We start from the raw sequence: 25,019 nt of genomic DNA on the forward strand, positions 1-25,019 counted from the left end.
ACTTCGGTGCTGCGTACCAGGTCCAGGTCGCCGCTGATGGCGAAGCGCAGCTCGGCCGGGGTGCTCTCTTCCACCGGCGTGGGCGCGGTGCTGAAGGAAGCCAGGGTCAGGTCCGGGGCGCTGATCTCGGCGTCGAAGCGGCGGTCGATGCTGTTGCGGCCGTCACTGGCGCGCAGCAGCAGGCTGAAGCCCTGGTACTCGCCGTTGAGGTCGAGGCTGAACTCGCCCTTCTGCACCGGTACCCAGTCGGTCTTCCAGGTCTGGCCGCCATCGGCGGACAGGCGATAGGCGAAGGCGATCTTGTCGGCGGCCAGCAGGTTGTCCTGGGCGCTGACCAGGAAGCCGTAGCGGCTGCCGGTTTTCAGGCGTACCGCCGGGCTCAGCGCGCGGCCGTCCTGCAGCTTGATCTGCAGCGAGTCGTAGCGCGGGGCCAGGCGGTCTTCGGCCTGGAACACGCCGTTGTAAGCGCCGGCCTTGATCAGCGCGTTGTCACGGGCGGGGTTGCCGGCGGCGTCGCGAATACCGGTGAGGGCGATCTGGTAGAGGGCGTTGGCCTCCAGCTGGGCGTCGGCGCGCAGGCGCAGCTCCAGGCGGTTGCCCTGGGTGATGAGCGGCTGGAAGCGGGCGCTGACGTCTTCGCTCGGCTGGGCGTGGGTCTCGTAGTCCTTGAACACCTTGGTGACGCTGACGCCCTGCACCTGCAGCGGTTCGTCGGCTTCCAGCACCAGCGGCTGGGACGCACCCAGGGCACTGATCAGGCGCACCAGCGGCGCGGTGTCGTCCACGGCGGTGAGCCACTGGGCCGGGGCGCTGTCGACGCGCTCGCCACTGGATTCGCGGAGGACGGAAACCTGGTACTGCCAGCCCGGCTGGCTGGCTGGGGTGACGAAGTTCAGACCGTCGTCGGCCAGGGTGAAGGCCACGCGGTTGCTGGCCGTGGGCTGGATGCCCTGGCCGGCCGGGTACCAATGCAGGCTGAGGCCTTCGGACAGGCCCTGGGCGGCGATGTGCACCTGGGTGCCACCGGCGTCGCTGACCACCTGGCCGGCGGCATGGGCGGACTGCACCGCGTCGATGGCCAGCGGGGTGACCACGGCCAGGGCGGTGGGCAGGGTGGCGCGTTCGTCGCCGTAGCGGGCCTGCAGGCTGTAGAGGCCGGCCTGTTCCATCTGCAGGCGGAAGCTCAGCTGGTCGCCGGCGGCGTTGGCGCGCAGCTGGCTGCGGCCGAGTACGCGGTCACCGACCTGGAGTTCGTCGATCAGTTGCAGCTGGCGACCCTGCAGCACGTAGTCGCGCGGCACGCCGCTGATGCTGCGGTTGGGTTGCAGGCTGTCCAGGCGGACCTGGGCGGCGCCGAAGAAGTCCACGGCATCCACCAGCCACGGCAGGTCGATGTGCACCTCGGCGCCTTGCAGCCAGTCCAGCGGCGCCTGGCTCAGTTGCAGGCGGTAGAGGCCGGCCGGCTGGAAACTCGGCTGCTGCACCAGGGCACGCAGTTCGCGGCCCAGCAGCTGGGATTCGCTGGCGATGCTGTCGCCGCTGGCCGAGGACAGCGCCAGGCGCGCCTCGCGCCAGGCGTATTCGGCACCGGCCACGCGCAGGCCCAGCGGCTCGTCGGCGGCGGCCAGGCTTTCCGGGGCCAGGCCCCAGGCGTTGTTCATCGGCACGCTGGCGTTGAAGTAGTTGCCGCCGTTGCTCCATTCCAGCAGGTCGCCGTGCAGCTCCAGCTGCCCCAGGGAGCCCACGGTGTCGCTGGCGACGGTGATCGCGGCCACTTCACGGGCCACCAGGCGGCGCTGGTCGTCCAGGTCGAGGTCGAGGACCTGCAGGCGGCCGTTGTCCAGCCAGGCCAGCAGTTCGCCCTGGCTGGCGAGCTTGGTGATGCGTGCGGGGATTTCCAGCTCGCCCAGCACCGGCTCGCCACGGCCGCGCAGCAGGGCGGCGCGTTGCAACACCTGCAGCCCGGAAGTGCCTTGCAGGTAGAGACGCGAGCCGTCGAGCCACAGGGACTTGGCGCCGGCCAGGCCGTGCACCTGGGTGGCCAGCAACTGGGCCGGGTCACGGACGTTGCGCACTTCCAGGCGGTCGCCGTAGAGCAGGTAGAGGGCGCGGCCATCCAGCGCCAGGTCCACCAGCGTGCCGTTGCCGAGGGTCAGCTCCTTGAGCTCCGGACCCTGGACCTGGCCATGGAATACCCGGTTGCCGGCCTTGACCAGCAGCAGGTCACCGGCGATGCGCACCTTGTCGTACTGGACCTGGCGGCTGTTGGCCAGGGCCGGCAGCGCCTGGGGCGAATAGAGGTTGGCCAGGTCGTAGACCTGCAGGCGGGTCTTGTCGCCCAGCACGGCGGCGTAGCGGTCGCCCAGGGCCAGGTCCACCACGTTGGCGGCGGCCTGCCACTTGGCCAGCAGTTGCGGGGTGCTGCCATCGCGCAGGCTGTAGAGCTGCACGTCGCGGCTGCTGCCGGTGAGCAGCAGGTCGCCCTGGCGGCGGAACTGCTGGACGCTTTGCAGCTGGCGGCGGGCCGGCAGTTCGATGCGCAGGCTGGCGTCGCTGGAAAGGTCGCCGGCGAAGCCCTGGTTGCTCACTTCCACCAGCAGTTGGCCGAGGCTGTTCTCCGGCACGGCGAAGCTGATGAGGTCGGCGCGCTCGAGGCGGGTGCTGGCGATCTGGCGACCGTTGACCCGGACCACGGTGGACTCGCCGAAACCACGGCCTTGCAGGCCGACGATCTCGCCGGCGTTGTAGATGAAGCGCTTGGCCTGGACGTTGAGGGTGCCGGTCAGGCGGTCGTAGAGGCCGGTCTGGTCGATACGCGGGTCGGCGACATAGGTCAGCGCGGCGCCCAGGAAGACTTCCTGGCCGCCCTGCTTCAGGCGCAGGCCCACCGGCAGGTTGCGGTCCGGCGAGGCCACCAGGCCCGGTACGCGGAAGCGCAGCTGATTGTCGTCGCGGTAGAGCACGTCCGCCGCCGGCACGCGCTGGCCACCCACTTCGATGTCCAGGGCTTCGGCGAAGTTGCGACCGCGCAGGGTGACTTCGGCACCGCCACGCCAGCTGGCCTGGCGCGGCGAGACGCTGTCGAGCGCCGGCTGTTGCTGGTCGTCGGCGATGAAGCCGAAGCGGTAGTCGTGGCCCAGGGTGCGGCCTTGCTGGTCACGCAGGGCGGCGCCCAGCTGGACCTGGTATTGCTTGCCGGCCTGCAGCGCCGCCGGGCGGATCACCAGGCGGCCGACGCCGACCTGGGCCACCTGGGCCGGGACCGGGGTGCCGCTGAGCAGCAGTTGCACCAGCTGGGTGCCCTGGTCGCGGAGCTGGGCGTTGTCCAGCAGGCGGTTGAATTGCACTTCGATGGCGCCGTCGCGTGGCAGGCGGCCGGAGGGCAGCGGCTGCTGGGACAGAATCGCGAGGTTCTGGTAGGCCAGGGTGTTGAGGCTGCCGCCCAGGTAGTTGGCGGAATCCAGGCTGGGCAGCGGGTTCTCGGCGGGCACGCCGTCCAGGTAGACGAAGGCGCTGCCGGCATACAGGGCCTGGCTGCCCAGGGACAGGCTGTTGACGTTGCCGAGCACGCTGAAGTAGTCGCGCAGGCCGATGCTGGCGCGGGCGTCGCCGTTGAGCCACGGCGAGATGTCGAACAGCTGCACGTCGCCCTGGCCGCCGGCCACGTATAGGGTCTGCCCGGCCAGTTGCAGTTGGCCGGCGAACAGATCGCCACGGCTGACCAGGTAGGTAAGTTTGAGGTCGGCCACCGGGGTGGCGTCGTCGCTGCGGTCCAGGTTGAACAGCTGCACGGTGGCGTTCTTGCCACTGGAGACCAGCAGGCGCTCAGGCGCCACCAGCAGGTCTTCGGGGACGAAGGGGTTGCCGGCCTGGTCGCGGGTGGCGACGCGGCGCACCACGCGGAATTCGCCGCTGGCCAGTTCCACTTCCACCAGCTGGCGCTGCTGCGGCAGGGTGGCCCAGAGGCTGGAGCCGGCCAGGCGCAGGCGACCGGGCACGCCGCCCAGCTGCTGCACGCTGATCAGGCCGAGGTCGGTGAGCTTGAGGTCCTGGCCGATGCGGTACTGGCGCACGCCGTCCTTGTAGCCGACGTAGAGCAGGTCGTCGCGGCTGGCCAGGGCGTTGATCTCGCCGGCCATGTCCAGTTCGGCGAGCTTCTCCGGCGCGGCCGGTAGGGTCAGGTCGAATTGCAGCAGCTTGCGGCCACCGGCGGCGAACAGCTGGCGATCGTTGATGGTCAGGTCGACGAAGCCACGGGGCGACAGGCCGTTGGCGGCTTCGTAGTGGTAGGACTTGGTCTGGCCGGCGAATTCACGGGTGACGATCACCGGGTGCACCGGGTCGCTGATGTCGGCCACCAGCAGGCGCGCGGCGTTGCTGGTCAGGGTGGCGACGCGGCCCTGGCTGTCGAGCTTGTCGAAGCTGCCGCCGGTGACGGCGTAGAGCAGCTGGCTCTCGGCGCCGTCGAGGCGGGCGATGGCGGAAACCGGGCTGGCCATTTCGGCCGGCAGGTTGACCGAGCCGGTGGGGATGCCGGTGTAGAAGTAGTCCACCGGCGAGTCACTCTGCTCACCCGGGAACAGCTGGCTGATGGCGCTGACCTTGGCCTTGCCGAAGCTGCCGGCGGGGGCGCGGACTTCGGCGCGGTTGCTGCTGAGGATCTTCAGGTCGCCGGCCAGGGCGCCGGCGAAGCGCACCTGCATGTAGTGGTTGAAGCCACGGCCGTGCAGGGTCACCAGGTTGCCGCCCTGGGGCGGGCCGGTCTGCGGTTGCAGGTCGTCGATCTCGATCTGCGGCAGCACGGTCATGGCGCCCTGGCGCAGGTAGGACAGGCGCTGGTCGATGCGCTCGACCTTGACCGCCAGGCTGGCGCTGATGCCGGCCAGTTGCAGGTCCGGTACGTCGACGCGCAGCTGGGTGTCGGTGACTTCCAGCACCTGCTGGGGCTGCAGGCGGGTTTCGCCCAGCCACACGGCGAGCTGGTCGGCGGCGATGCCGAAACCGCTGCCCTTGATCACGGCGACTTCGCCACCGGCGGCGTGGAAGTAATGCAGGCCGGCGACACCGGCGACTTCACGCTGGACCTGGGTGATCTGCGGACGGATGCCGGTGAGGCGCTCCAGTTGCAGCACGAAGGCCTGGCGCAGGGCGTGGCCGGCCAGGTCGGTGAGCGCGGTGCTCACTTCGATGCGCAGCGCGCCCTGGTAGTCGCCCTTGAAGGCGATCTGCACCTGGCCGCCGCGCAGGGTGTTGGTGCCGATCAGTTCGAAGGCGCCGGCCGGCAGTGGCTGGCCGCCCTCGCCCAGCACGCGGATGACCTGGCCCAGGTGCGCCGGGTCGGTGTTGATCAGGTTGTTGAAGGCGATCAGTACCGATTCGCCGCTGCCCAGCACGGCGCCGTTGCCCGGGGTGGCGGAGGCGACGGCGAGGTAGGGCGAGGTGTTGATCTGCACGCCCTTGCCGTTGCCCTGCATGACCTGCCCACCGACGCCGAGCAGTTCGCCGCCGGTCTTCTGGTTCTGCCAGTAGATGGTTTCGTACTGGCCCTGGGCGTTGGCTTCCAGCAGCAGGTAGGTGTCGCCGGTGCCGACGCTGATCAGGCCCTGCTGGACCTGCAGGGTCGGACGGCTGAGGGTGGCGTTGATGGAGTCGCCGGTGACGGTGCCGCGCTCGATGGCCTGGACGCGGTAGTCGAGCTTGTCGCCGAAGTCCTTGAAGGTGGCGAGGTGCAGCTGCTTGTCGCGCAGGAACAGCACGTACAGCTGGCCGTTGAGCCATTGCAGGTCCACCGGCGCACCCAGCAGGTCGGCGCGCAGGCTGCCGTCGAAGGGAATGCTCGGCAGCGGCGCCTGGGCGCCCAGTTCGTTGCGGCCCAGGGGCAGGAAGCGCACATAGCCGGTGCCCAGATCGTTGGCAGCGGCCACGGCCAAGGCGCCGCGCTCGCTTTCCACGGCCAGGTCGAGGGCGCGGTGGTTGGGCAGGGTCAGGCTGGAGACCAGCAGCGGGCGGCCGAGGTCGTTGATGTCCACCACGCGCACGCCGTCGCGGTCGTTGGCCAGGTACACCAGGCTGCCCAGGGTCTCCAGGCCCAGCACCGGCTGGTCGAGGCGCAGCTGGGACAGGCGGATCGGCCGTTCCCACAGCCCGATGTCGTAGATCTCCAGGCCGGCCGGCATCAGGAAGCGGTTGGAGCTGGTGGGCGCGGAGCCCGCCTTGACGCCGACGAACAGGGTGTCGCCCACCACCTGGGCAGCACCGATCTGCATCGGCGGGTAGTTCGGCAGCACGATGCCCAGGCCCTGCGGCAGGGTGTAGGACAGCGAGCCCACCTTGATTTCGCGGGTGCTGGCGCCGCTGGGGATGCGCAGGAAGACGTCGTATATATCCGGGTCGATGACGCCTGGGAGGATGAATGTGAACGCGCGCTGGGTCTCGACGTTGTCCTGCAGGTCGATGGCGGCGCGGCCGGGCTCTTCGACGATGGGGCTGCGGCCGGTGTAGATCTCGGTGGCGCCGTGGCGGGCACGCAGGACCACGCGGGTGCCCGGCAGCAGCACGTCGGCGGAGGCGTCGATGCTGACCAGGGTGCCGCCGGTCTTGCTCGCGGAATCCGGGCTGACGCGGTATTTGACCTGGTTCAGCGCCTGCTCGGCACCGATCACCAGGGCACCCAGGTAGTCCTCGCGCAGGCCGCCGTCGTCCAGGCGCAGGTGCCACTGGCCCGGGCCGAGGGGCAGCATGTCGAGGGCGTTCGGGGCGATTTCCAGGCGCTCGGCGCTGACCCATTGCAGGGCCACCGGGTATTGGTTGACGTAGCCTTTGACGGTGCTGGAGAAGCCGCTGCCGTTGATCACCACGCGGTCCTGGGCGCCACGGTGGAAGCGGGCGTTCTCCAGGTTGCGGATGCGCGGCTGGGTGGCACCGGCGGCGGCGACCTTGAAGTCCACCTGGTAGGGCGCCCACAGGCCGCTGCCACGCAGGTTGCGGGCGTCGCTCAGTTGCAGGCGCAGGGTGGCGCCGGCAGTGGGGGTGAAGCGCAGGGTGACGCGGGTCGCGGAGCGGCCATCGCCGCCCACGGCCTCGATGCTCGGGGCTGCCAGCACCTGCTCGCCGTTGCTGATGTCCAGCAGGCGCAGGGCGCCCGGGGCACGCAGGGATTCCAGGGTCACCGGCTCGTTGAAGCTGAGGCTCAGGGCCTGTTCGCTGGCCGGGATCACGCCACCCTGGGCGACGCTGGCATCGAGCACCAGGGCGCCGGGCAGTTCCAGCACGGTCAGGCCCTGCTTGCCGGAGCCGGCCACCAGGCGGTTGTTGAAGAGGTCCAGGGCTTCGATGCGCTCCTGGTTACCGGCGGAGACCACACGGGGTTGCAGGGGCTGGGCCAGGTCCAGCACCACCACGCCGCTTTCCGCCGAGACGAACAGCAGGTTGCCGGCCATGCGCAGTGAGACGCCACGACCGGCGACGGCTTGCAGTTGCTTGTCGAGGCTGAACAGGACGCGCTCTTCCGGCTCGTCGCGGTTGATGATTTCGATGCCGCGGCCGCCGACGGCGACCACCAGGTAGCGCCCGTAGACCAGCACGTCCTGCGGGTTGGCGGTGAAGCTGTAGGTGCGGGTCTGGCTCGGGTCGAACAGGTTGAGGCTGCGGATCTCGCCCTTGTCCATGTCGACGGCCTTGGCCAGGGATTCGTCCCAGCCCGGGCAGTTGACCCATTTGGCGCCCTGCACCAGACCGCCGCTGAGCAGCCAGCCGTTGTCGAGCTTGAGCAGGCCGGCGCCTTTCAGGCCGTCCGGCGCGGCGACCCGTACCGGGTCTTCGCCATCCTGATAGTTCAGTGCCGCCAGGCCGAGGCCGCTGGAGCCGCCGATCTTGAAGGCGCAGGTGTCGCTGTTCGGCGGGTCGACATCCACCGAGGCGGTGGCGGCGAACAGGCCGTCACCCTGCTTGACCAGGCGGCTGACGAGGCCGTCGAGTTTCTCTTCCTGGATCACCTGCAGGCCGTTCTGCTCGTCCAGGTTGAGGCGTGCCACGCCGCCATTGCCGCTGGCCACGTAGAGGCGTTTGCGCCAGGTGTTTTCTTCCCATTCACGGGTCGGGGCGATCTGCAGGGAATCGAGGCCGATGGTGAAGTCCTGGGCGGCCTGGCGATTGAGGACCTGCTGCTCTTCCTCGGTGGGCTCCATTTCGCCACTGGCGCCGAAGTCGTCCGACAGGCGCTCGTTGATGGCCATCGCCTGGAGCTTCAGGGACAGGCGCTGGGTGTCGCTGGGCAGGGCCGGCGAGCCGCCCACGAGCAGGGGCTTGGAGGCGTCCTGCACGGAGAAGGTGGCGGCGCGGTAGTTCTCCGGCAGCCAGCCGCCGGAAACGAGTTTCTGCGCGCCGTAGCCCTCGACCATGAGGCCGCCGTTGCTGATGGCGACGCCGGTGTCGCGGTCGATCCACAGGTCGCTGGGGAAGATCAGCGAGGGGTGCAGTTCCGCCAGCTTGCGCAGGCCGTAGCCGAAGCTGCGTTCGCCGTTGAGGCGCGCCTGGTTGCCGTAGCGGTCTTCGCCCAGCACTTCCACCTTGCCCGGGGCGCCACGGGGCGTGGTGACGCGCATGCGGCTGGTGGACAGCACCTGGACGCGGCCCACCGGCAGGCCGCCGAAGCGCACCTTGAGGCCGTCCATGACGCTGTTGCCCGGCTCGAAGCCATCACCGCTGATGGTGACGGTGGTGTCGCCGGTGATCGGGCCCCAGAGTGGCGCCAGGGCGTCGAAGCGGATCGGTGCATCCACCAGCAGCGCGCCTTCCAGCACCGCTTGCTGCCAGACGCCGTCGCGCAGCACGGTCAGGGTCAGGTTGTACTGGCCGGGACGCGGCATGGCCGGGACGCTGACCTTGAGCACCGCCGGGGCGGTGTCGCTGTCACGGGTGACGCCTTCGATCTGCAGGGCACGGTCGCCGAGGAACAGGCGCACCTGGGCCAGGTTGGCCGGGATGCCGCGGGCGCTGACGGTGATCAGGCTGGTGGCGTTCTGGGCGATGCGACGCGGCACCACGGCCTCGAGGCTGAGGGTGTCGTCGCGGGCGCCACGGTAGGTGAGGCCGACGCGCTGGTCCTGGGCCAGGCGCTGGAGCACCACGGTGTCGGTGGCGGACAGCGGCTTGACCGAGGCGATGCCGGCCTTGGCCAGCAGGGTGAGGCGGTCGCCGGCCTTGAGGCTGTCGGCGACGCTGGCGGCCAGGGTCAGGCGGGCGTCGTTGTTGAGGATCTGCACGATGGCCGGCAGGGTTTCGCCCTGGGGCCCGAGCACGCTGAACAGCGCGGCGTTGGCCGGGTACAGGTCGATGGCCTTGTTGAAGCGGGCGATGACCTGCAGGCTGCCGTCGACCTGGCGGTCGAGGATGCCGTTGCGCGGGTCGACGGTGTGCAGCTTGAGTACCACGTCCGGCACCACTTGCAGCACGCTGCCCTTGGCGTCGACACCACCGGCGTGGGCGGCGTATTCGCTGGCCACCACGCTTTCCACGGTGCCGCCCTCGGGGGCCTGCATGCTGCGGCTGGGTTGCGGACGCAGCGGGTCGGTGACGTCGATGCTGAGCACGCCCTTGTCGCCACGGGCGACGTAGAGGGTGTTGCCGTTGTAGTCGAGGTCGTAGACGTAGCCGATGTCGTTGACGCGGGCGACCACCTGCGGACGGTTGGGGTCCTGCAGGTCGACCACGGCGACGCCGCTGGCGCCGGCGGCCACGTAGGCATAGCGACCCTGCAGCACCACGCGGGTGCCCGGCAGGTCGAGGTGGCCGAGGCGCTGCAGGCCCTGGCCGCTGCTCTGGCCGTAGACCTGGAAGCCGCCACTGCCGTTTTCTTCCTTGGTCAGCAGGCGGTTGTTGGGGAAGTCGAAGGCGCCGCCGACGGTGACCAGCAGGCCGCTTTCGCCGGCCGCGGCGTCACGGGTGGCGACGTCGAGCATCGGCACGCGCGGGTCGGTGGGCAGGCTTTCCACCAGGTAGGTCTTGTTCGGCAGGAAGGCATCGACCACGCCCAGGCCTTCTTCGCCCATGGCCAGCAGCACCCGCGCATTGCGTACCCGCAGGCCGCGCACGGCGCTGGACGGCAGCTCCAGGGAGCCGATCAGGGTGGTGCGCGACGGATCGAGGCTGTCGAAGGCCACGGTGAACAGTTGCGCGGCGTCGGGCTTGCCGCCATTGAGGTGCACGGCGGTGACGTAGACGCGGTCGGAACCGCGCTCGAAGTAGGGTTCGACGCCCACGGCGATGTAGCCGGACGGCAGGCTGATGGAGGAGATGACGCGGTCGTCGCGGCCATCGCGGTTGCGGTCGATCAGGCGCAGCAGGTCGTCCGGGTTCAGCGGTTTCTGCGGGTCGGCGGTGTAGTTGCCGGCGTTGAGGTCGTAGACCAGCACGCCATTGCTGCCCTGGGCGGAGAACAGGTAGCTGCCGCTGGGGTCCAGCGCCAGGTCGTAGACCCGGCCCTTGTCGCGGATCTGCGACTGCGGCGGCTGCTGGAAGGTGAAGGACTGCGCCAGGGTGCCCTGTTGGCCGTTGGCCAGGCGGATGCGCACATCCACCGTGCCGATGGGGCCGGGCGGGGTGATGACTTCGAGGGTTTCGCCGTCGAGCACCTTGAACTGCTCGGCGAGGATGTCGCCGAAGCTGACGGTCATGGCGCCCAGTTCGCTGCGGAAGCCCTGACCCTTGATCAGCACGCGGGTGCCGCCGTTGAGGGAGCCCTGGGCCGGGGACAGCGAGCGCAGCAGCAGCGGTTCGACGAATTGCACGGCGCCGACGCGGGTGGCCTTGCTGCCGTTGCCGGCGACCACTTGCAGGCTGGCCGGGCCGGGCAGGCTGGAGGGCGCCTGGACGCGGTAACGGGCGCTGCCGTCGGGCAGGGATTCGGCAAGGGTGCCGGTGGCGGTCTGGCCGGAGACGGTGAACTGCGGCTGGCCGGTGACGCCGGACAGGTGCACGGTGATCTCGCCACCGCCGACGTCGAGCATGGCGGGACGGCTGTCGAGGATGGCCACCTGGGCACCGCCGGCCAGGCCGCTGCGGAAGTGGATGGCGTGTTCCATCAGGCCACGACTGCGGCGGCTGGCCAGGCCACCCTTGAGGATCAACTGGTGGCTGGCATTGGCCAGCAGCGCCTGTTCGGGCACCAGGGTGAGGGTACGCTGGTCGGTGCTGCGTTGCAGGGCGAAGGGCAGGCTGGTGGCCGGCTGGTCACCCTGGGCGTCACGCTGCAGCACCAGGAACTGGCGCAGCTGCTCGTCGCTCATGGCGGCGAGGGAGCGGGTGAAGCGCAGCTCCAGGGGGCTGTCCAGGGGCACGCCGTCGGCCTGGTCGCGGGGCGTGGAGCCCACCAGTTCCAGGGTTAGCAGGTCCACCAGGCCGAGGTGGGAGACTCTGCCAGCCGTGGCGTCGGCGCGCAGGGCGAAGCCGGCGATGCCCTGGTCGGTGATGACCAGCGGCTGGGTGCGCCAGGGCTTCTTGAGCAGGCCGTCGTATTCGTACTGATAATCGGCGGGGCGTACGCAATAAGGCAGGCTGAGGGCGTCCAGCAGGCCGATTTCCGCGGTGCGGCTGAAGTCGTAGAAGCCCAGGTAGGCCTGCAGGCCCTTCTCGCAGGAGGCGAGGTCGTCGCTGCCGGTGTAGGTCAGGTTGAGGCCGGCGGTGGCCTGGGCGGCGATGCCACGGCTTTCGCCCGGCACGCTGAAGCCGCTGGAGAGGTAGCGACCCTGCTCGCGGATGAAGGCCGGGCGGCTGGCGTCGTAGAGGTTGAGGCCGTTGCCGGTGACGAAGCGGCTGCCGTCGGCGGTGAGGCCGATGTAGCCACCCACGCGGGATTCGCCCAGCTGCGGCAGGGACGGACGCGACAGGTCGAAGACCACGCGGCTGGTGCCGTTGACCACGTGCAGGCTGTCGCCGATGACGGCGATGTCCTGGACGTTGCCCAGGGTCTGGGCGCGACCGTCGATGCTGGCCTGGGTGATGCGGCGGACCACGGTGGGGCGCAGCGGGTCGGCGACGCTGACCACGGCGATGCCTTCGCCGGTGGTGGCGATCAGCAGCAGCCCCTGGTGGGCGACGACCTTCTCCGGCACGGCCTGGGTGAAGGGCAGCGGCAGGCTGTAGCGGATGCCACGGTCCTTGCCCGGGGGCTGTTCGGTGAGGTCGTCGGGGTCACGGATTTCGCGGTCGTAGACCAACAGCAAGCTGCGGCTTTCGTATTCGGTGTCGATGTAGGGGAAGTCGTAGCCGCGACCCACCACATACAGCTGCTTGTCAGCCAGGGCCATGGCGCTGGGCTTCATGTCCTGGGGCAGGTTGTAGTAGCCCAGGCCATGGCGCGGCGCGGCTTCGCCGACCTTGGCCGGGTCGTATTTCACCAGGCTGATCCAGCCCGGGGCGTAGTAGTGCTCGAGCTGCTCGCGGCTGAACACCTGGTTGGGTCGGGGCGAGCCCTCGCCCAGTTCGCCACGGCCGAGCACATAGAACAGGTGCAGCTGGCTGTCGACGGCGAGGTCGACGATCTGGCCCGGCGGCAGCTTGAGCGGGTCCGGCACGTAGTCGGTGATGCCGCCCTTCTCCAGGGTTTCCAGGCGCTTGTCGATGTCCTTGGCGGTCATCGGCTTCTCGCTCTCGAGGCTGCGGTTCAACTCCAGGCGACCGTAGAACAGGGCATTGCGCTGGACGTAGTGGCGGCCCAGGTCGTCGTCCAGTTCGAGGTCGACGAAGCCGCGGTAGCCGTTGCCGTTTTCGTCGCGGAAGTCCGGCACCAGCAGGCTCATGCGTTCCGCGCTGTAGAGGCGCAGGTCGTCGGAGCCGACCTTGATGACCTTCTTCTCGGGGTTCGGCTCGCCGCTCTTGTAGGCGGTGAGCCGGAGGCCGGCGTGGAAGCCCTTGCCGACCAGGTCGACGCGGTCGTTCTTGCCGCTCTGGGCCACGCGCACCACGGCCGGGGCCAGGTGCGAGATGGACAGTTCGTCGACGAACACGAAGCCGCCGAGCACGGTGTCGGAGAGGCCGGCTTCGGTGTACAGGCTGACCGCTGCCGGGCCCGGGTAGTTGGGCACGGTGCGGGCGTAGAGGCTGATCACGCCGCTGGCGGCATCCACCACACGACGCTCGATCACCAGCGGTTCGCCACCCACCAGCAGGCGCGGCTGGTCGCCGAAGTTGAGGCCACGGACGATGAGTTCGGTACCGCCGCGCACGTCGCCGACATTGACGCAGGCACTGCGCTCGGCGCTTTCGCGGGTGCAGATGCTCTGGATATCCGGGTAGGCGGCATCGGCCGGCGCGGTGCTGAAGCTGAAGACGTAGTCGGACGCCAGCGGCTGGCCGGTGATGGGCGCCAGGCCCTGCTTGATGCGCACGTAGTAGCGCTGGCGCGGCTGCAGGCTCTGGCCGTCCTTGCGGGTGAGCTGGATGCGGCGCTTGGTGGTGTCGGTGCCACGGGCGGCGAAGGACAGGTCGAACAGGCCGGTGACGTCGCGGCCGATCTGGGCATCGCCTTCGAGCACCTGGACGAAGTCGGCCAGGCGGGTCTGCTCCGGCAGCACCGCCGACAGCTCGATGAGCATGGCCGGCAGCTGGGTGCTGACGTCGCTCTCGCCCACCTGCGGGTTGTGTTGCAGCACGGTGAGGGCCGGCAGGTCGATGCGGCCGATGCCGCCCTTGCCGGCGGCGACCTGGATGGCGCCACGGGCGAGGGTCACGCCACGGATGGCGAAGTTGTCGGTGGTGGCGTTGCGCTGGACCATGACCGGGACGCTGGCGTCCAGGCCGCTTTCACCGATGCGGGCCAGGTCGAGGATCTGCACCAGGCTCTGGGTGGGCTTGTCTTCCTGGTCGGAGAGCAGCTCGGTGACGTAGGCCAGGTTGCCGGAGACGTGCACGTCGTAGAGGCCGTCGGCGGCCTGGTCGGGACGGTGCGGCTTGATCTCCACCACCTGGACCAGGCGCGGCTGGTCGGGCTCGCTGATGTCGATGCGGGTCAGGCGGGCGCTGTCGCCGCTGCCGGCCATGTCGGTGACATAGAGCTGGTTGCCCACCAGGTGCAGGCGGTTGGCGACGCCGAGGGTGTCGATGCGCGCCACCTGGGGCATGGCCGGGGTGCTCAGGTCGGCCACCACCACGCCCTCTTCGGAGGCGGCGATGTAGGCGTAGTGGCCACGCACCTTGACGTCACGGGCGAAGCCGTTGGGCTTGATGTAGCCGACGTGGTAGGGCGCGGTCATGTTGGTGATGTCGATGACCTGCACGCCGCCGGCGCCGTTGGCCACCAGGGCCAGGTTGCCGCTGCGGGTGAGGCCGTAGACATCCGGGTAGGGCATGTCGACACGGCCCATCTTCAGGTAGGGCAGGCCGAACTGGCCGTCACCGTTGCGCTGGCCGAACAGCAGCAGCTCGCCGGCCTTGTTGTCCAGGTAGAGGGCGCCGGTGCCTTCGCTCGGGGTGTCGCCGCCGTGCCAGTCCTTGCGGATCTCTTCGCTGAATTGGCTGACGAACTGGCAGCCCGGGTCGTTCGACTGGCAGCTACCCGGGGCGGTGACGCCGGACTTGCCGGCGAGGACGATGTTCTCGTCGGTGACCAGCTCACCGATGGTGCCGGTGAAGATTTCGGCGGCGCCGTTGAGCAGCGGCGAGTAGGCGAAGTAGTCGCCCTTCTGGTTGCCCTGGGTTTCGTCCACGGCGTCCATGATGAAGATGCCGGTGCGGGGCTCGGAGAGGCCGCGCAGGGCGTCCTCCTTGCTCAGCAGGCCGAGGCCCTGTTCGACGCGCAGCGGGTCGACGCTGGCCCAGGCGGCGATCATTGCGCCGGTGCGGTCGAGGGCACGGTACTGGTCGATGGCGGTGTAGTGCACACCCTTGGCGGACGCCTGGGCACCGGCCTGGGGCGCGATGAAGCGGCGCTCGCTCAGCGGCCAGCCCACTTCGTGGTAGGTGTCGCGGGTGACGGTGTGGTTCGGCGTGACCACCTTGGTGAGCACGTGCAGGCGCTCGTTGCGCAGGCCGGTACGGCGCAGCACGTTGCCCTGGCTGATGTCGGCCCAGTAGATGAAGTAGTGCTTGTCGGGGTCGCTGACCGGCGTGGTGTCGCCCGGCTGGCGCTGGTCATCGCGGAACAGCGACAGCGGGTATTCGTCCGCCACCTTCCATTCGCCGGCGTCGTTCTGGTATTCGCGGCGCCAGAGCATGCTGACGCTCTGGATGGCGCCACCCATGTCTTCGATGGACACCACCGCCCGCAGGCTTTCGCCCATGGTCAGTACGTCCTTGTCGATCGGGTAGAGCACGCCCAGGCGCGGCACCACGGTGTCTTCCAGCTTGCCGACGCGGACCACCTGAGTTTCACCCGCCTGGCCCAGCGTGTCGTAGGCGATGGCCTGGACGGTGAAGCCCTGGACGCCCGCCGGTGCGGCGAGGCGCGCGCGGTAGACGTGGTCCTGGGCGTGGCTGCCGACCTGCTGGCCGTAGCTCTGCTCGGTGGTGGTGACCGGTACGCCGTTGACATAGAAGGTGACGTGGTCGATGCCTTCGGGGCCGAGGTCGTCGAAGGCTTCGACGAAGACTTCCAGGTCCTGGCCGTCGATCACCACCGAGTTGTCGTTGTCGGGCTTGACGATGCGCGCCTGCGGCGGCTTGTCGGCCTTGATCAGGATGCTGCCGGGCAGGTCGACCATGGCGGATTCGTAGCCATCGAGGTCACGGGCCTTGGCGCGGAAGCGCAGCACCTGGTCGACGCGGCCGGTGGGCACCTTGAACTGGAATTGGTAGGGCGCGGCGGAGTCTTCGCCCAGGGCCTGGTACTTGGGCGCCGAGCCGGCCGGGCCGATGGCGTAGTAGAGCGCGGCGCTGTCGACGCCGACTTCGGGGTCGCTGGCCTGGACCTGGACCACCACGCCGCGGCCTTCGGTGAGCTCGGTGACCTCGCCCATGGCGAAGCCGCGGGCATCCAGCAGCTTGATGGCGTTGATCTCCGGCGGCTGGTTGCGCAGCAGGTTGACCGGGATGATTTCCTTGGCTTCGTTGCCGGCAGGGTCACGGGCGGTGACCTGCAGCTGCATGGCGAGGGACTCGGGCAGCGTTTCGGTGCGCCCGAGGTAGTCGGCGATGCTGGCCACCGGCAGGCTGCCGATGAAGGGGCCGGTGAGCAGCAGGCGGTCGGAGACGCGCTCTTCGGGGGCGAAGGTGCCGTCGCCGTTGCGGTCGACATAGAGGCCCAGGCTCACGGAGCCGACCCTGACGTTGTCGCTGACTTCGAGCTGGTACGGCAGGTTGCGTTTCTCGGCGATGCTGGCGCCGGTGGCCAGCGGCAGCTTGACCAGCAGCTGCGGTGCCTTGTCGTCCTTCAGTACGCGCACCCGCACGGCTTGCGGCGTGGTGACGTTGCGGCCCTTGCCGTCGGCGCGGCGCTCCAGGGCGCTGGCGGTGAGGCTGAGGTCGGTACCGGCCTGGCCATAGGGCACTTCGATGAGGAATTCGTAGGGGAAGACCATGTCGGTGAGGCTGCGGTCGCCGCCCTTGAGGCCACCGATGTTGAGCACCACGCGGTCGATGCCGACGTCGTCCACGGCGTTGATTTCCACCAGCAGCAGCTGGCCTTCGGTGGTCTCGCTGTTGTTCAGCGGCGCGCCGACTACCACGCTGGGCAGCTGGTCACGGGTGACTTCCACGGTCAGGTGTTCTTCGGCGCGGTGGGCGTCCAGGTCGCCGTGGGCGACGCCGTAGGTGTCCACCGCTTCCAGGCTGAGCTGCACCTGGTTGGCCTGGGGGTTGTCCGGGTCGAAGGCCGGCATCGGCACGGAGAAGTTGTAGGGCGACTGGCGCAGGCGCATCTCGTAGGGCGCCTGGCCGTTGCCGTAGGTGGCGCGCAGGTGCACGTACTCGACGCCGACGTCGTCGAAGGCCTTGGCGTTGACGTACAGCGGGTTGCCTTCCACCACCTTTGCGCCGGGCACCGGCTCGACGACGTCGATCACCGGGCGGGCGTCGATGTTGATTGGGTAGCTGTTGGTGAGCACCGCGTTGTTGGCGGCGTCGAAGCCTTCCAGACGCACACGCACGCTGACCCGCTCGATCTGGTCGCTGCTCAGGCCGAAGGCGCGGACGATCTCGGCCAGGCGGTCGACGTGGATCAGCTGGCTGTATTCGGGGGTGTCGATGTCGACCGTGGTGACCGGCTCGTAGTCCTCGGAAGGAATGCCGTCGATGGTGCGCACCACGGTGAAGGGCTGCTCGCGGTCCTGGGCTTCGCCACGGACGCGCACCGAGTAGCCGCGCGAGAGCACCAGGCGGTTGACCTTGACGTTGTCGAAGGCCTGGTAGACCAGGGTGAAGTCGCTGTCTTCGATGGCGCCGAAGCCGAGGGTGGGACGCTTGAACAGCAGTTTCGGGCTGATGGTATCGGCCATCACCTTGATCGTGCGTTCGTAGAGCCCGACCGCACCGTCGGAGTCTTCGATCTGGGCGGTGAGCTTGAGGTCTTCGTTGTAGCGGACCAGGCCCTGGGGCACTTCCAGCACGAAGGTGCGCTGCATCGCATAGGGGCTGGTCTGGCGCCCGAAGTCGTCGGCCATGGAGGCGCTGTAACGGGCGTGGATGCTGTCGTGGATGCTGGCGAAGGCGGCGGTCACCACCTTGTCACCACCGGCTGCGCCGTCGGCGGCGGCGATCACCGGCAGCGGTACGCCGTTGGCGAAGACCTTGAGGCGGTCGGCGGTGATCTTGCGGTCGTCGGCGGCCACCAGGCCCACGCGGATGCGGAAGGTGCCGGCGGCGATTTCCTGGGTGTCACCCGGGGCGGTGATGCGCACCTCGGGGACCATGTTGGTCAGCGGGTGGACCAGGATGGTGCGGTCACTGACATGACCGTAGGTGTCGGTCAGTTCGATGCGGTATTCGGTGGGTTCGGTCTGGTCGAAGAGGATCTCGGCCTGGTCGAGCGCCTGCAGCGGCGGCGCGGTGGGGCAGTTGACCTGGAAGCCGCGTTCGTAGACCACGGCGGCGATGCTGCCGTCGCGCTTCAGACGCAGCACGCGGTAGGCGGCGAGGCCGGCGTCGTCGCGCAGGTCGGTGTCGAGGCGGAAGCGTTCCTGGGTGCGCACCCAGAACTCGCCGTAGTTGATGCGCGCCGGGTCGGTGAGGGCTTTTTCGTACTTGCCGTCGACCCAGTAGGAGTTGAAGCCGGTGAGGCTGAGCTGGGGCTTTTCGTTGGCCGCCAGGGGGTAGCGCAGGCTGTGCTCGGTGGTGCGGCCGCTCCAGTCCTCGGCCACCAGGGTGAGCTCGAGCTCGCCGCTGGAGAATTCGCGGGGCACCTGGTAGGGCAGTTGCAGGCCGGTCTGGCCGAGGATGACGCCGAGGTCGTGGACGGTACGGCCACGGTTTTCCAGCAGGCGCAGGCTCTTCAGGCCCAGGCTGTCGTCACCGAAGGTGGTCTTCAGGTCCAGCTGCTGCATGGGCACCACGACGCTGCCGGCCACCGGGCTGACGATGCGCGACTGGGGCGCCTGTTCGTCGACCCGCAGGGGCTGTTGCAGCAGGGTGCCGAGCACCAGGTCGCCACGTTCGTGGGAGAGACGGTCGGTGGCGTGGCCGATCAGGCTGAGGCTGTTGCTTTGCACCTCGGCGGGCACCGGCAGGAGCAGGTTGTAGCGGTCTTCCGCACGGTTCTGGGAGGCACTGCCACCCAGTTGCAGGAAGGCGGTCTGGGCGTTGCCGTCGAGGCCGTCCTGGAGCAGCAGGTTGAGGGCGTAGCGACCCGGTACACGGGTGCCGCCGTCGGTGCTGACATCCGCCAGGGCGGTTTCCAGTTGGGTGAACTGCAGCTCGCGGATGAAGGCCGGCGCGCCGCTACGGGGGCGCAGCACCAGGCGGGTGGCGTCGGGGCCGCCCAGGGCGGTGAGGTCGAGCAGGCCGTTGGCGGCCTGTACGTCACGCAGGGCCGGGCGTACCTGGCAGAGGCTGCGGGAGTATGTTTCCAGCTGCCAGGTGCTGGTCTGGTCGCCCACCTTGAGCAGGCGCGGCTGATAGAACTGGTCGCTGCCGGCGACGATCAGGCGACCGTCCTTGACCTGCAGGAAGGGTTTTTCGTTGAGCAGCAGGTTGCCCTGCCAGCCCTGGGCTTCGGGGTAGGCGATGCTGATCAGCGGGCTGTTCTGCTTGTTGATGGGCTCGACCTGGGTCAGGCCGCGCACATCACGGGCGCCGCCGAGGTCACGCAGGGAGCTGGCCAGCAGCAGGTAGCGGGCGGTGCTTTCCGGCACGCCATCATTGAAGTCGTCCTGCACCAGCAGGCTGCCGCGCAGGGGCATGCCGCGCTGCTGCTGGGCGGAGGGGGTGCTGTCCTTCCAGCTGAGCAGCGGCGCCATGTCGCGCTGGACCAGCAGGCGGCGGGTGACCTGGCTTTCGTTGCCGAGCAGGTCCTTGGCCTTGACCGCCAGGGTGAGGCCGATGGGCTCGGCCTGGGGACGGTAGCGTTCGATGTCGAGCTCGACGGTGGCGCCGTTCGCGGGCACCTCGACCTGCGGCAGGCTGAGGCCTTCGGCCTTGGTCAGCAGATCGTCGCGGCCCTGGTCGTCCAGCAGGCGCACTTCGTAGGAGGCGACGGCGGTGTCGTCCTGCAGGCTGATCTTCAGCTTGGTCTTCTGCCGCTCGAAGAGGCGCTCGATGGGCGACTGGATGTTGATCTGCGGGCCGGTCTCGTCGCCGAGGACCTTGATGTTGATGGCCGGGGAACGGGTTTCGTTGATGCCGCGGTCACGGGCACGCAGCACCAGCTGCAGCACCTTGCCGGCGTAACGGCGGGCGAGCTCGGGGGTGAGGCGCAGGCGGCCGTCGAAATCGGCGTAGAAGCGCTGGCCCACGAGGATGGCGCCGAGGGTGCCGGGGTTGGGCACCTTGACGGTTTCGACGCGGTCCTTGCGGCTGAACAGTTCCCAGGCGATGGCGTGTTCTTCGCGGGTGTCCGGGTCGATCAGCACCGGGTCGAGGCTGTCGACGTACTGGTTGTCGCCGGCACTGCCCTGGATCTGGAAGCTGGTGCCCGGGGGCAGGCTGAAGTCGCCTTCCGGCTTGCTCAGCTGCAGGGTCGGGGGCTCGGTGTCGTCGATGATTTCCAGTTCCAGCGAGGCTTCGCTGACCTGGTTGGCGCTGTCGTAGGCGCGCACCGCGATATCGGTATCGGCACCGGCCTTGTTGGGCACGCGCAGGGCAGCACCGACGTAGCCTTCCTTGGATTTGGCTATGTCAGCGCCGCTGACGGTCTTGAGCACCTGCACCTGGCCGCCCTGGCGCAGGATGAATTCGACGCGGTTCACTTCGCGGTCGTCGGTGACCAGGGCCTGGGCGGTGAAGGCTTCACCTTCGTAGAGGCGCGAACCGGGAGCCGGGGCGCGGACGCTGATCGTCGGCGGCAGGTCCTTGCTGATGGGGAAGCGCCAGAGGGTGGGCTGGGCGGCGTTGTCGTACTGGTCGGTACCACGCAGCTCGATCACCAGCTCTTGCTGGTCCGAGGGCACCTCCATCTGGAAGCTGTCTTCGAAGCTGGCGACCTGTTGTTTCTCGCCGAAGGTCTTGGCGTACAGCTCCTTGGTGCCGCTGTGGGCGCTGAAGGTGACCAGGCGGGTGTCGTCGACGCCACGCAGGCGGACCTGGATGCGGTTGCCGGCATAGAGCGGCGCGCCCTGGATCGGGGAGACCACGGCCAGGCGCGGGCCGAGGGTGTCGGCCATGACCTGCACGGGCAGTTCGCGGTCGTCGCCCTGCTGGCCGCCGTCGTCGATGGCGGCGACCTTCAGGCGCAGGGCGCGGTCCTGGTTGCCCAGGTTGAGGGGTTTGAGGTCCACCACCAGGCGATTGACGGTGTCCGGGCCGATGTTGAGGCCGGCCTGCTGGTCGAGGCGCTTGTGCCAGAGCGGGGCGCTGCCGCCTTCGGCCCAGAGGCTGGCTTCGAGGGCGTGCACGGCGCGGTCGTCGTGGGCGACCACGTCCACCTGCAGGCTGTCCTTGCTGTAGACCCGGCTCTGCACCGGGTTGAGGGCGCGGACTTCGGGCTTGGTGTCGTCGGCGATACCGATCAGCACCTTCACTTCGCTGTCGTTGCCGGCACCGTCGGTGGCCACGGCGCGAATCGGGTAGCGGTCGTAGCGCACGCCGTCGAGGTGCTTGAACTTGGGTGCGGCCACCACCTTGAGGGTGGAGAAGGCCTTGAGGGCACCGGGAATGGCTTGCACCGAGAGGCTGCCGTCGGCGCTGCTCAGGTGGTCGCTGGGGTTGCCGGTGAGGTAGAAGCCGACGCCTTCCTTCTTGGCGACGCCGTAGAGGTCCAGGCGCTCGACACCAACGTTGTCGTAGCCGGTGACCTTGAGCACGAAGGTGCTGTCTTCCACCACCGGGGCGAGGTCGTCGCCGGCATCGCTGACGGTGATGGAGGGGGACGCCAGGTTGATGACCGGGTCTTCCTCGTCCTTGCCCAGGGTAACGTTGACCGGGGCGCTGCGGGCCAGTTGGCCGGCGCTGTCGGTGACCTCCGCATGAATGGTCAGCGGGGTTTCCTTGTCGACGCCGGCCGGTGCCGGGTAGATCACCGCGAAGGGCGCCTTGAGGTCGGTGCCCACCAGCTTGCCGTTGACGTAGAAGTCGACCTGGCGCAGGCCGAGGTCGTCGGTGGCGTTGGCCCGCAGCTCGACCGGCTGGCCGGAGACCAGGTGTGCGCCTTCCACCGGGTGGCTGAGGGCGACGGTGGGGGCCTGGTCGCCCTTGACCGGGAGGGTCAGGGGCTCGGACAGGTTGGATTGCTGGTGCAGGTCGACCACGCGGGCGCGCAGTTCGAGGGTGCGGCCGAGCCAGTCCTGCTTGATCGGCAACTGGAAGCTGTGGCTGGTGCTGCGCAGGCCGAGCTTGGAGCCGTCGTAGTCGCGGTCCTGGTGGCGGTAGGACTGTACTTCTTCGCCGTTCACCAGCAGGAAGATGTCGGTGCCGCCTTCGAGGGTGTCGTCGGTGGCTTCGACCGTGACGCTGATGGTCTGGCCCACGGTGGCGATGCTGCCGGCCGCAGGCTGGGTGATGCGGGAGGTGGGCCGCTGGTTTTCCAGCACCCGCAGCAGGCGGGCCGGGGCGTCGACCACGGCGCCGTTCTGGGCGTGCACGCGGGCGGAGAGCGCCATGCTGGTTTCCCGCAGGGCGATCTCGGGAACCTGTAGCGTGACCTGCCAGACCTCGAACAGCTGCTTCTGCTTCGGGTCACTCTCCAGCGGGCGCTGCTCGAAGATGGGGAAGCGGGTTTCGCCGACCTTGCGGCCGTCGAGGAAGTATTCGACCTGGCTGATGCCGCTCTGGTATTCCACGTCCGGGAGCACGCCCAGGTTGACGCTGATGGCGGCGCGCAGCGGGCTGTTCTCCACCACGCGCTGGGCATCCACCGGGGATTCGAAGATGAAGTCGGGGGCCTTGGGATTGCTCTTGGCCACGACCTGCACCGCTCGCTCGGGGCTGCTCTGGCTTTTGCCGGTTTCATCGAAGGCGACGGCGCGTACGCGCAGGGTGCGGCCTTCCAGTTCCTGCTCGATGGGCAGGCTGAGGGCGTAGGGCGGGGACAGGCGACGGCCGACCATGCTGCCGTCGAGCCAGAATTCCACGCTCTTCACCCCGACGTCGTCGCTGGCGCTGGCCTGGAGCTCCAGTACCGAGCCGACGGCGATGCTGGCTTCGGGTTGCAGATCGACCGTGGGCGCGGCGTCCTGGGCGGCGACCGGCAGGTCGACACCGATATCCGGGTAACGCTGCAGGCGGGCATGCAGCTGCATGGGGCTCTGCTCGGGCACCTGGGCCCGGGCGCGCAGTTGCAGCTGGTCGTTGCTGTCGAGGATGCCTTCGCTGCCGTTGGGCAGTTGCAGCTCGACGGCGAGGCTGTCGGCCAGGGGCGATTCACTGCCATCGTCGAAGACCGCCAGCAGCGCCGGCAGCGATTGGTAGTCGTTGAGGCGCGGCAGGATCAGCGGCTGGCCGGCGGCCTGGCCTTCGAAGCGCAGGGCGGTGAGGCGGCGGCTGTAATCGACCTTCACCGGCAGGCTGACTTCCGGCAGGCCGGGGTAGCTCACATAAACAAAGACCGCCTCGGCGGCGGTCTCTTGCAATGGATAGACAACGCCTTCGGCGCTGACCCAGACCGCGTCCGGATTGGAAGAGCGGTAGCTGATGCCGTTGCCCAGGCCAGCCAGGGGGGTCGGCCCGCGGAATTCGAAATCGACCTCGGGAATCAGGCGGGCCGACTGCAGGGCATCGCTGAACACCAGGCGGTCGGGGTGCACGGCGATGGAGCGGGCGGCTTCTTCGACGCTGTCGCCGATGAAGCGGATGTCGGAGAAACTGCTCTGGTTGCCGGAGGCATCGACGGCGACGGCCTGGACCATGACCAGGGCGTTACGCGCCACTTCCTCGGCGCTGAGGGGAGCATCCAGGCGCTGGCGCAGGGTGTAGCGCTGCTGGCCATCCACCTTGGGGAAGACGCGGAGCGCTTCGGGCATGCGCAGGAAGGCCCGGCGCTCGGCCTGGCTGACCACGCCGCCGGCGGCGCGCAGATCGGACGCTCGCAGGCCGGTGAGGGAGAGGCTGAGGTAGCTGAGGTCGATGTCGTCCTGGGCGTCGAAGCTGGCGACCAGGTATTGGTTGCCGTCCTGGTTTTCGATGGCCAGCTGGGCGAGTTCCAGCTGCGGGGCGACGCTTTCCTGCTGGAAGGTTTCGCTGTAGTCCTGGATGCGGCCATCGGCGAAAACCACCTTGACGGCGGGCTGCAGGACGTCGGTGCCTTCGAGGCGGAAGCTGAAGGAGCAGGCGACGCTGGAATCGATGTCGCGGGCGGCGTCGGTAGGCAGGAAGCGCTTGCCGGTGGCGGGCACGCTGACTTCAGCGAGGTCGCGACAGTCGTCGATGGAGAGAACGTAGTCGGCGGCGTTGCCGGAAGAACCGAGGGCGGAGGCGGTGCGGATGTCTATTTCGGATGCAAAGGCTTCAGGGGCTGCCAGCGCGATAAGCGCAGCGAGCACCCGGCGAAACCCTGTATGGCGGCATCCTTGCAGCATCTTGGGGAAAGTTCCATTTACTTTGCTTATAAAGGCGTAGGACGTCGATAGCCTTAGCCTTTCCAATGGCAGAATGCTATACACGGAAAAATCTTATTTCAAGACAGATACAAATGCCGAACGGGCATAAACGGTGGGGAACGTGATCGACATCAAAGAACGCCATCATGTGCCACCACCCGTCCTGACCCGGCTTTGCACCCGTTAGGGCAACCGATAGTATTGCCGCGCCATTACAGGGAAGAGTCCATGGCCACCATCCTTCACACGCTGACCCGGCTCGCGGGCACTCGCTCAGTCAAGCTGTCGGCGCTCTCCCTGTGCTTCCTCCTCGTGCTCGCCGCCCTCGTGTGGCAAGGCCTGCAGCTTCGAGCTGCCCTGCAACCGCCAGTACTCGCGCCCACCGAGGCGAGCGAGCCCGGCCCGCAGGATGGCCCGACGCAACTCGGCAAAGGCCTGCTCGGTTTGTTCGGTTCCAGCGCCGATGCCGAATCCGTGGCCGCCGAGGCGCTGGAGAAGCTGCCTGAAAGCAACCTGGACCTGCAGGTTTCGGCGATTTTCTTCGTGGTCCCGGCCGAACAGAGCACGGCGATCCTGGAAGACGGTGATCGCACCCTCATTCTCAAGCCCGGGGAGGAAGTCCGCCCCGGCATTGCCGTGCAACGCATTGAGAGCCACCGGATCACGCTGAAGCGCAACGGCAAGCTGGAACAGATCACCTTCCGCGGCTATGGCGATATACCAGGGGCCAGTCCCGCGCCGGAAAGCCCGACGCCCATGCCCGTTGCCCAGAACATCGAACCGGTGACCGACACCCTGGCCAGCTCGCTGCCCGCCGTGGCGGAGCCGGTACCTGCGAGCCAGGGTGTGCCCACCGCTTATCAGCAATACATTCAGCGCAAACTCGCGCAGAACAAGTAGTCGAGT

2 protein-coding genes (1 of these 2 running past the window's edge) are annotated in these 25,019 nt (G+C 68.7%); one reads left to right on the forward strand and one right to left on the reverse strand.

Translation table 11 applies throughout. The features are described from left to right. Positions 1–24,056, reverse strand: the 5' portion of a protein-coding gene (locus PI990_RS30750; RefSeq protein ID WP_271659427.1) for an Ig-like domain-containing protein. Its footprint begins 18,844 nt before the window's first position; only the first 24,056 of its 42,900 coding nucleotides appear in the window; the start codon lies at positions 24,054–24,056; the stop codon falls past the left edge of the window. A 285-nt stretch (positions 24,057–24,341) separates the two neighbouring features. On the opposite strand from PI990_RS30750, the gene PI990_RS30755 reads away from it, so the two are divergent. Further along, positions 24,342–25,013, forward strand: a complete 672-nt coding sequence (locus tag PI990_RS30755) for a type II secretion system protein N (protein ID WP_271659428.1) — start codon at positions 24,342–24,344, stop codon at positions 25,011–25,013. Positions 25,014–25,019 lie beyond the last annotated feature (6 nt).

It is taken from the genome of Pseudomonas sp. TUM22785 (genome assembly GCF_028198105.1).
Classification (GTDB): Bacteria; Pseudomonadota; Gammaproteobacteria; order Pseudomonadales; family Pseudomonadaceae; genus Metapseudomonas; species Metapseudomonas solani.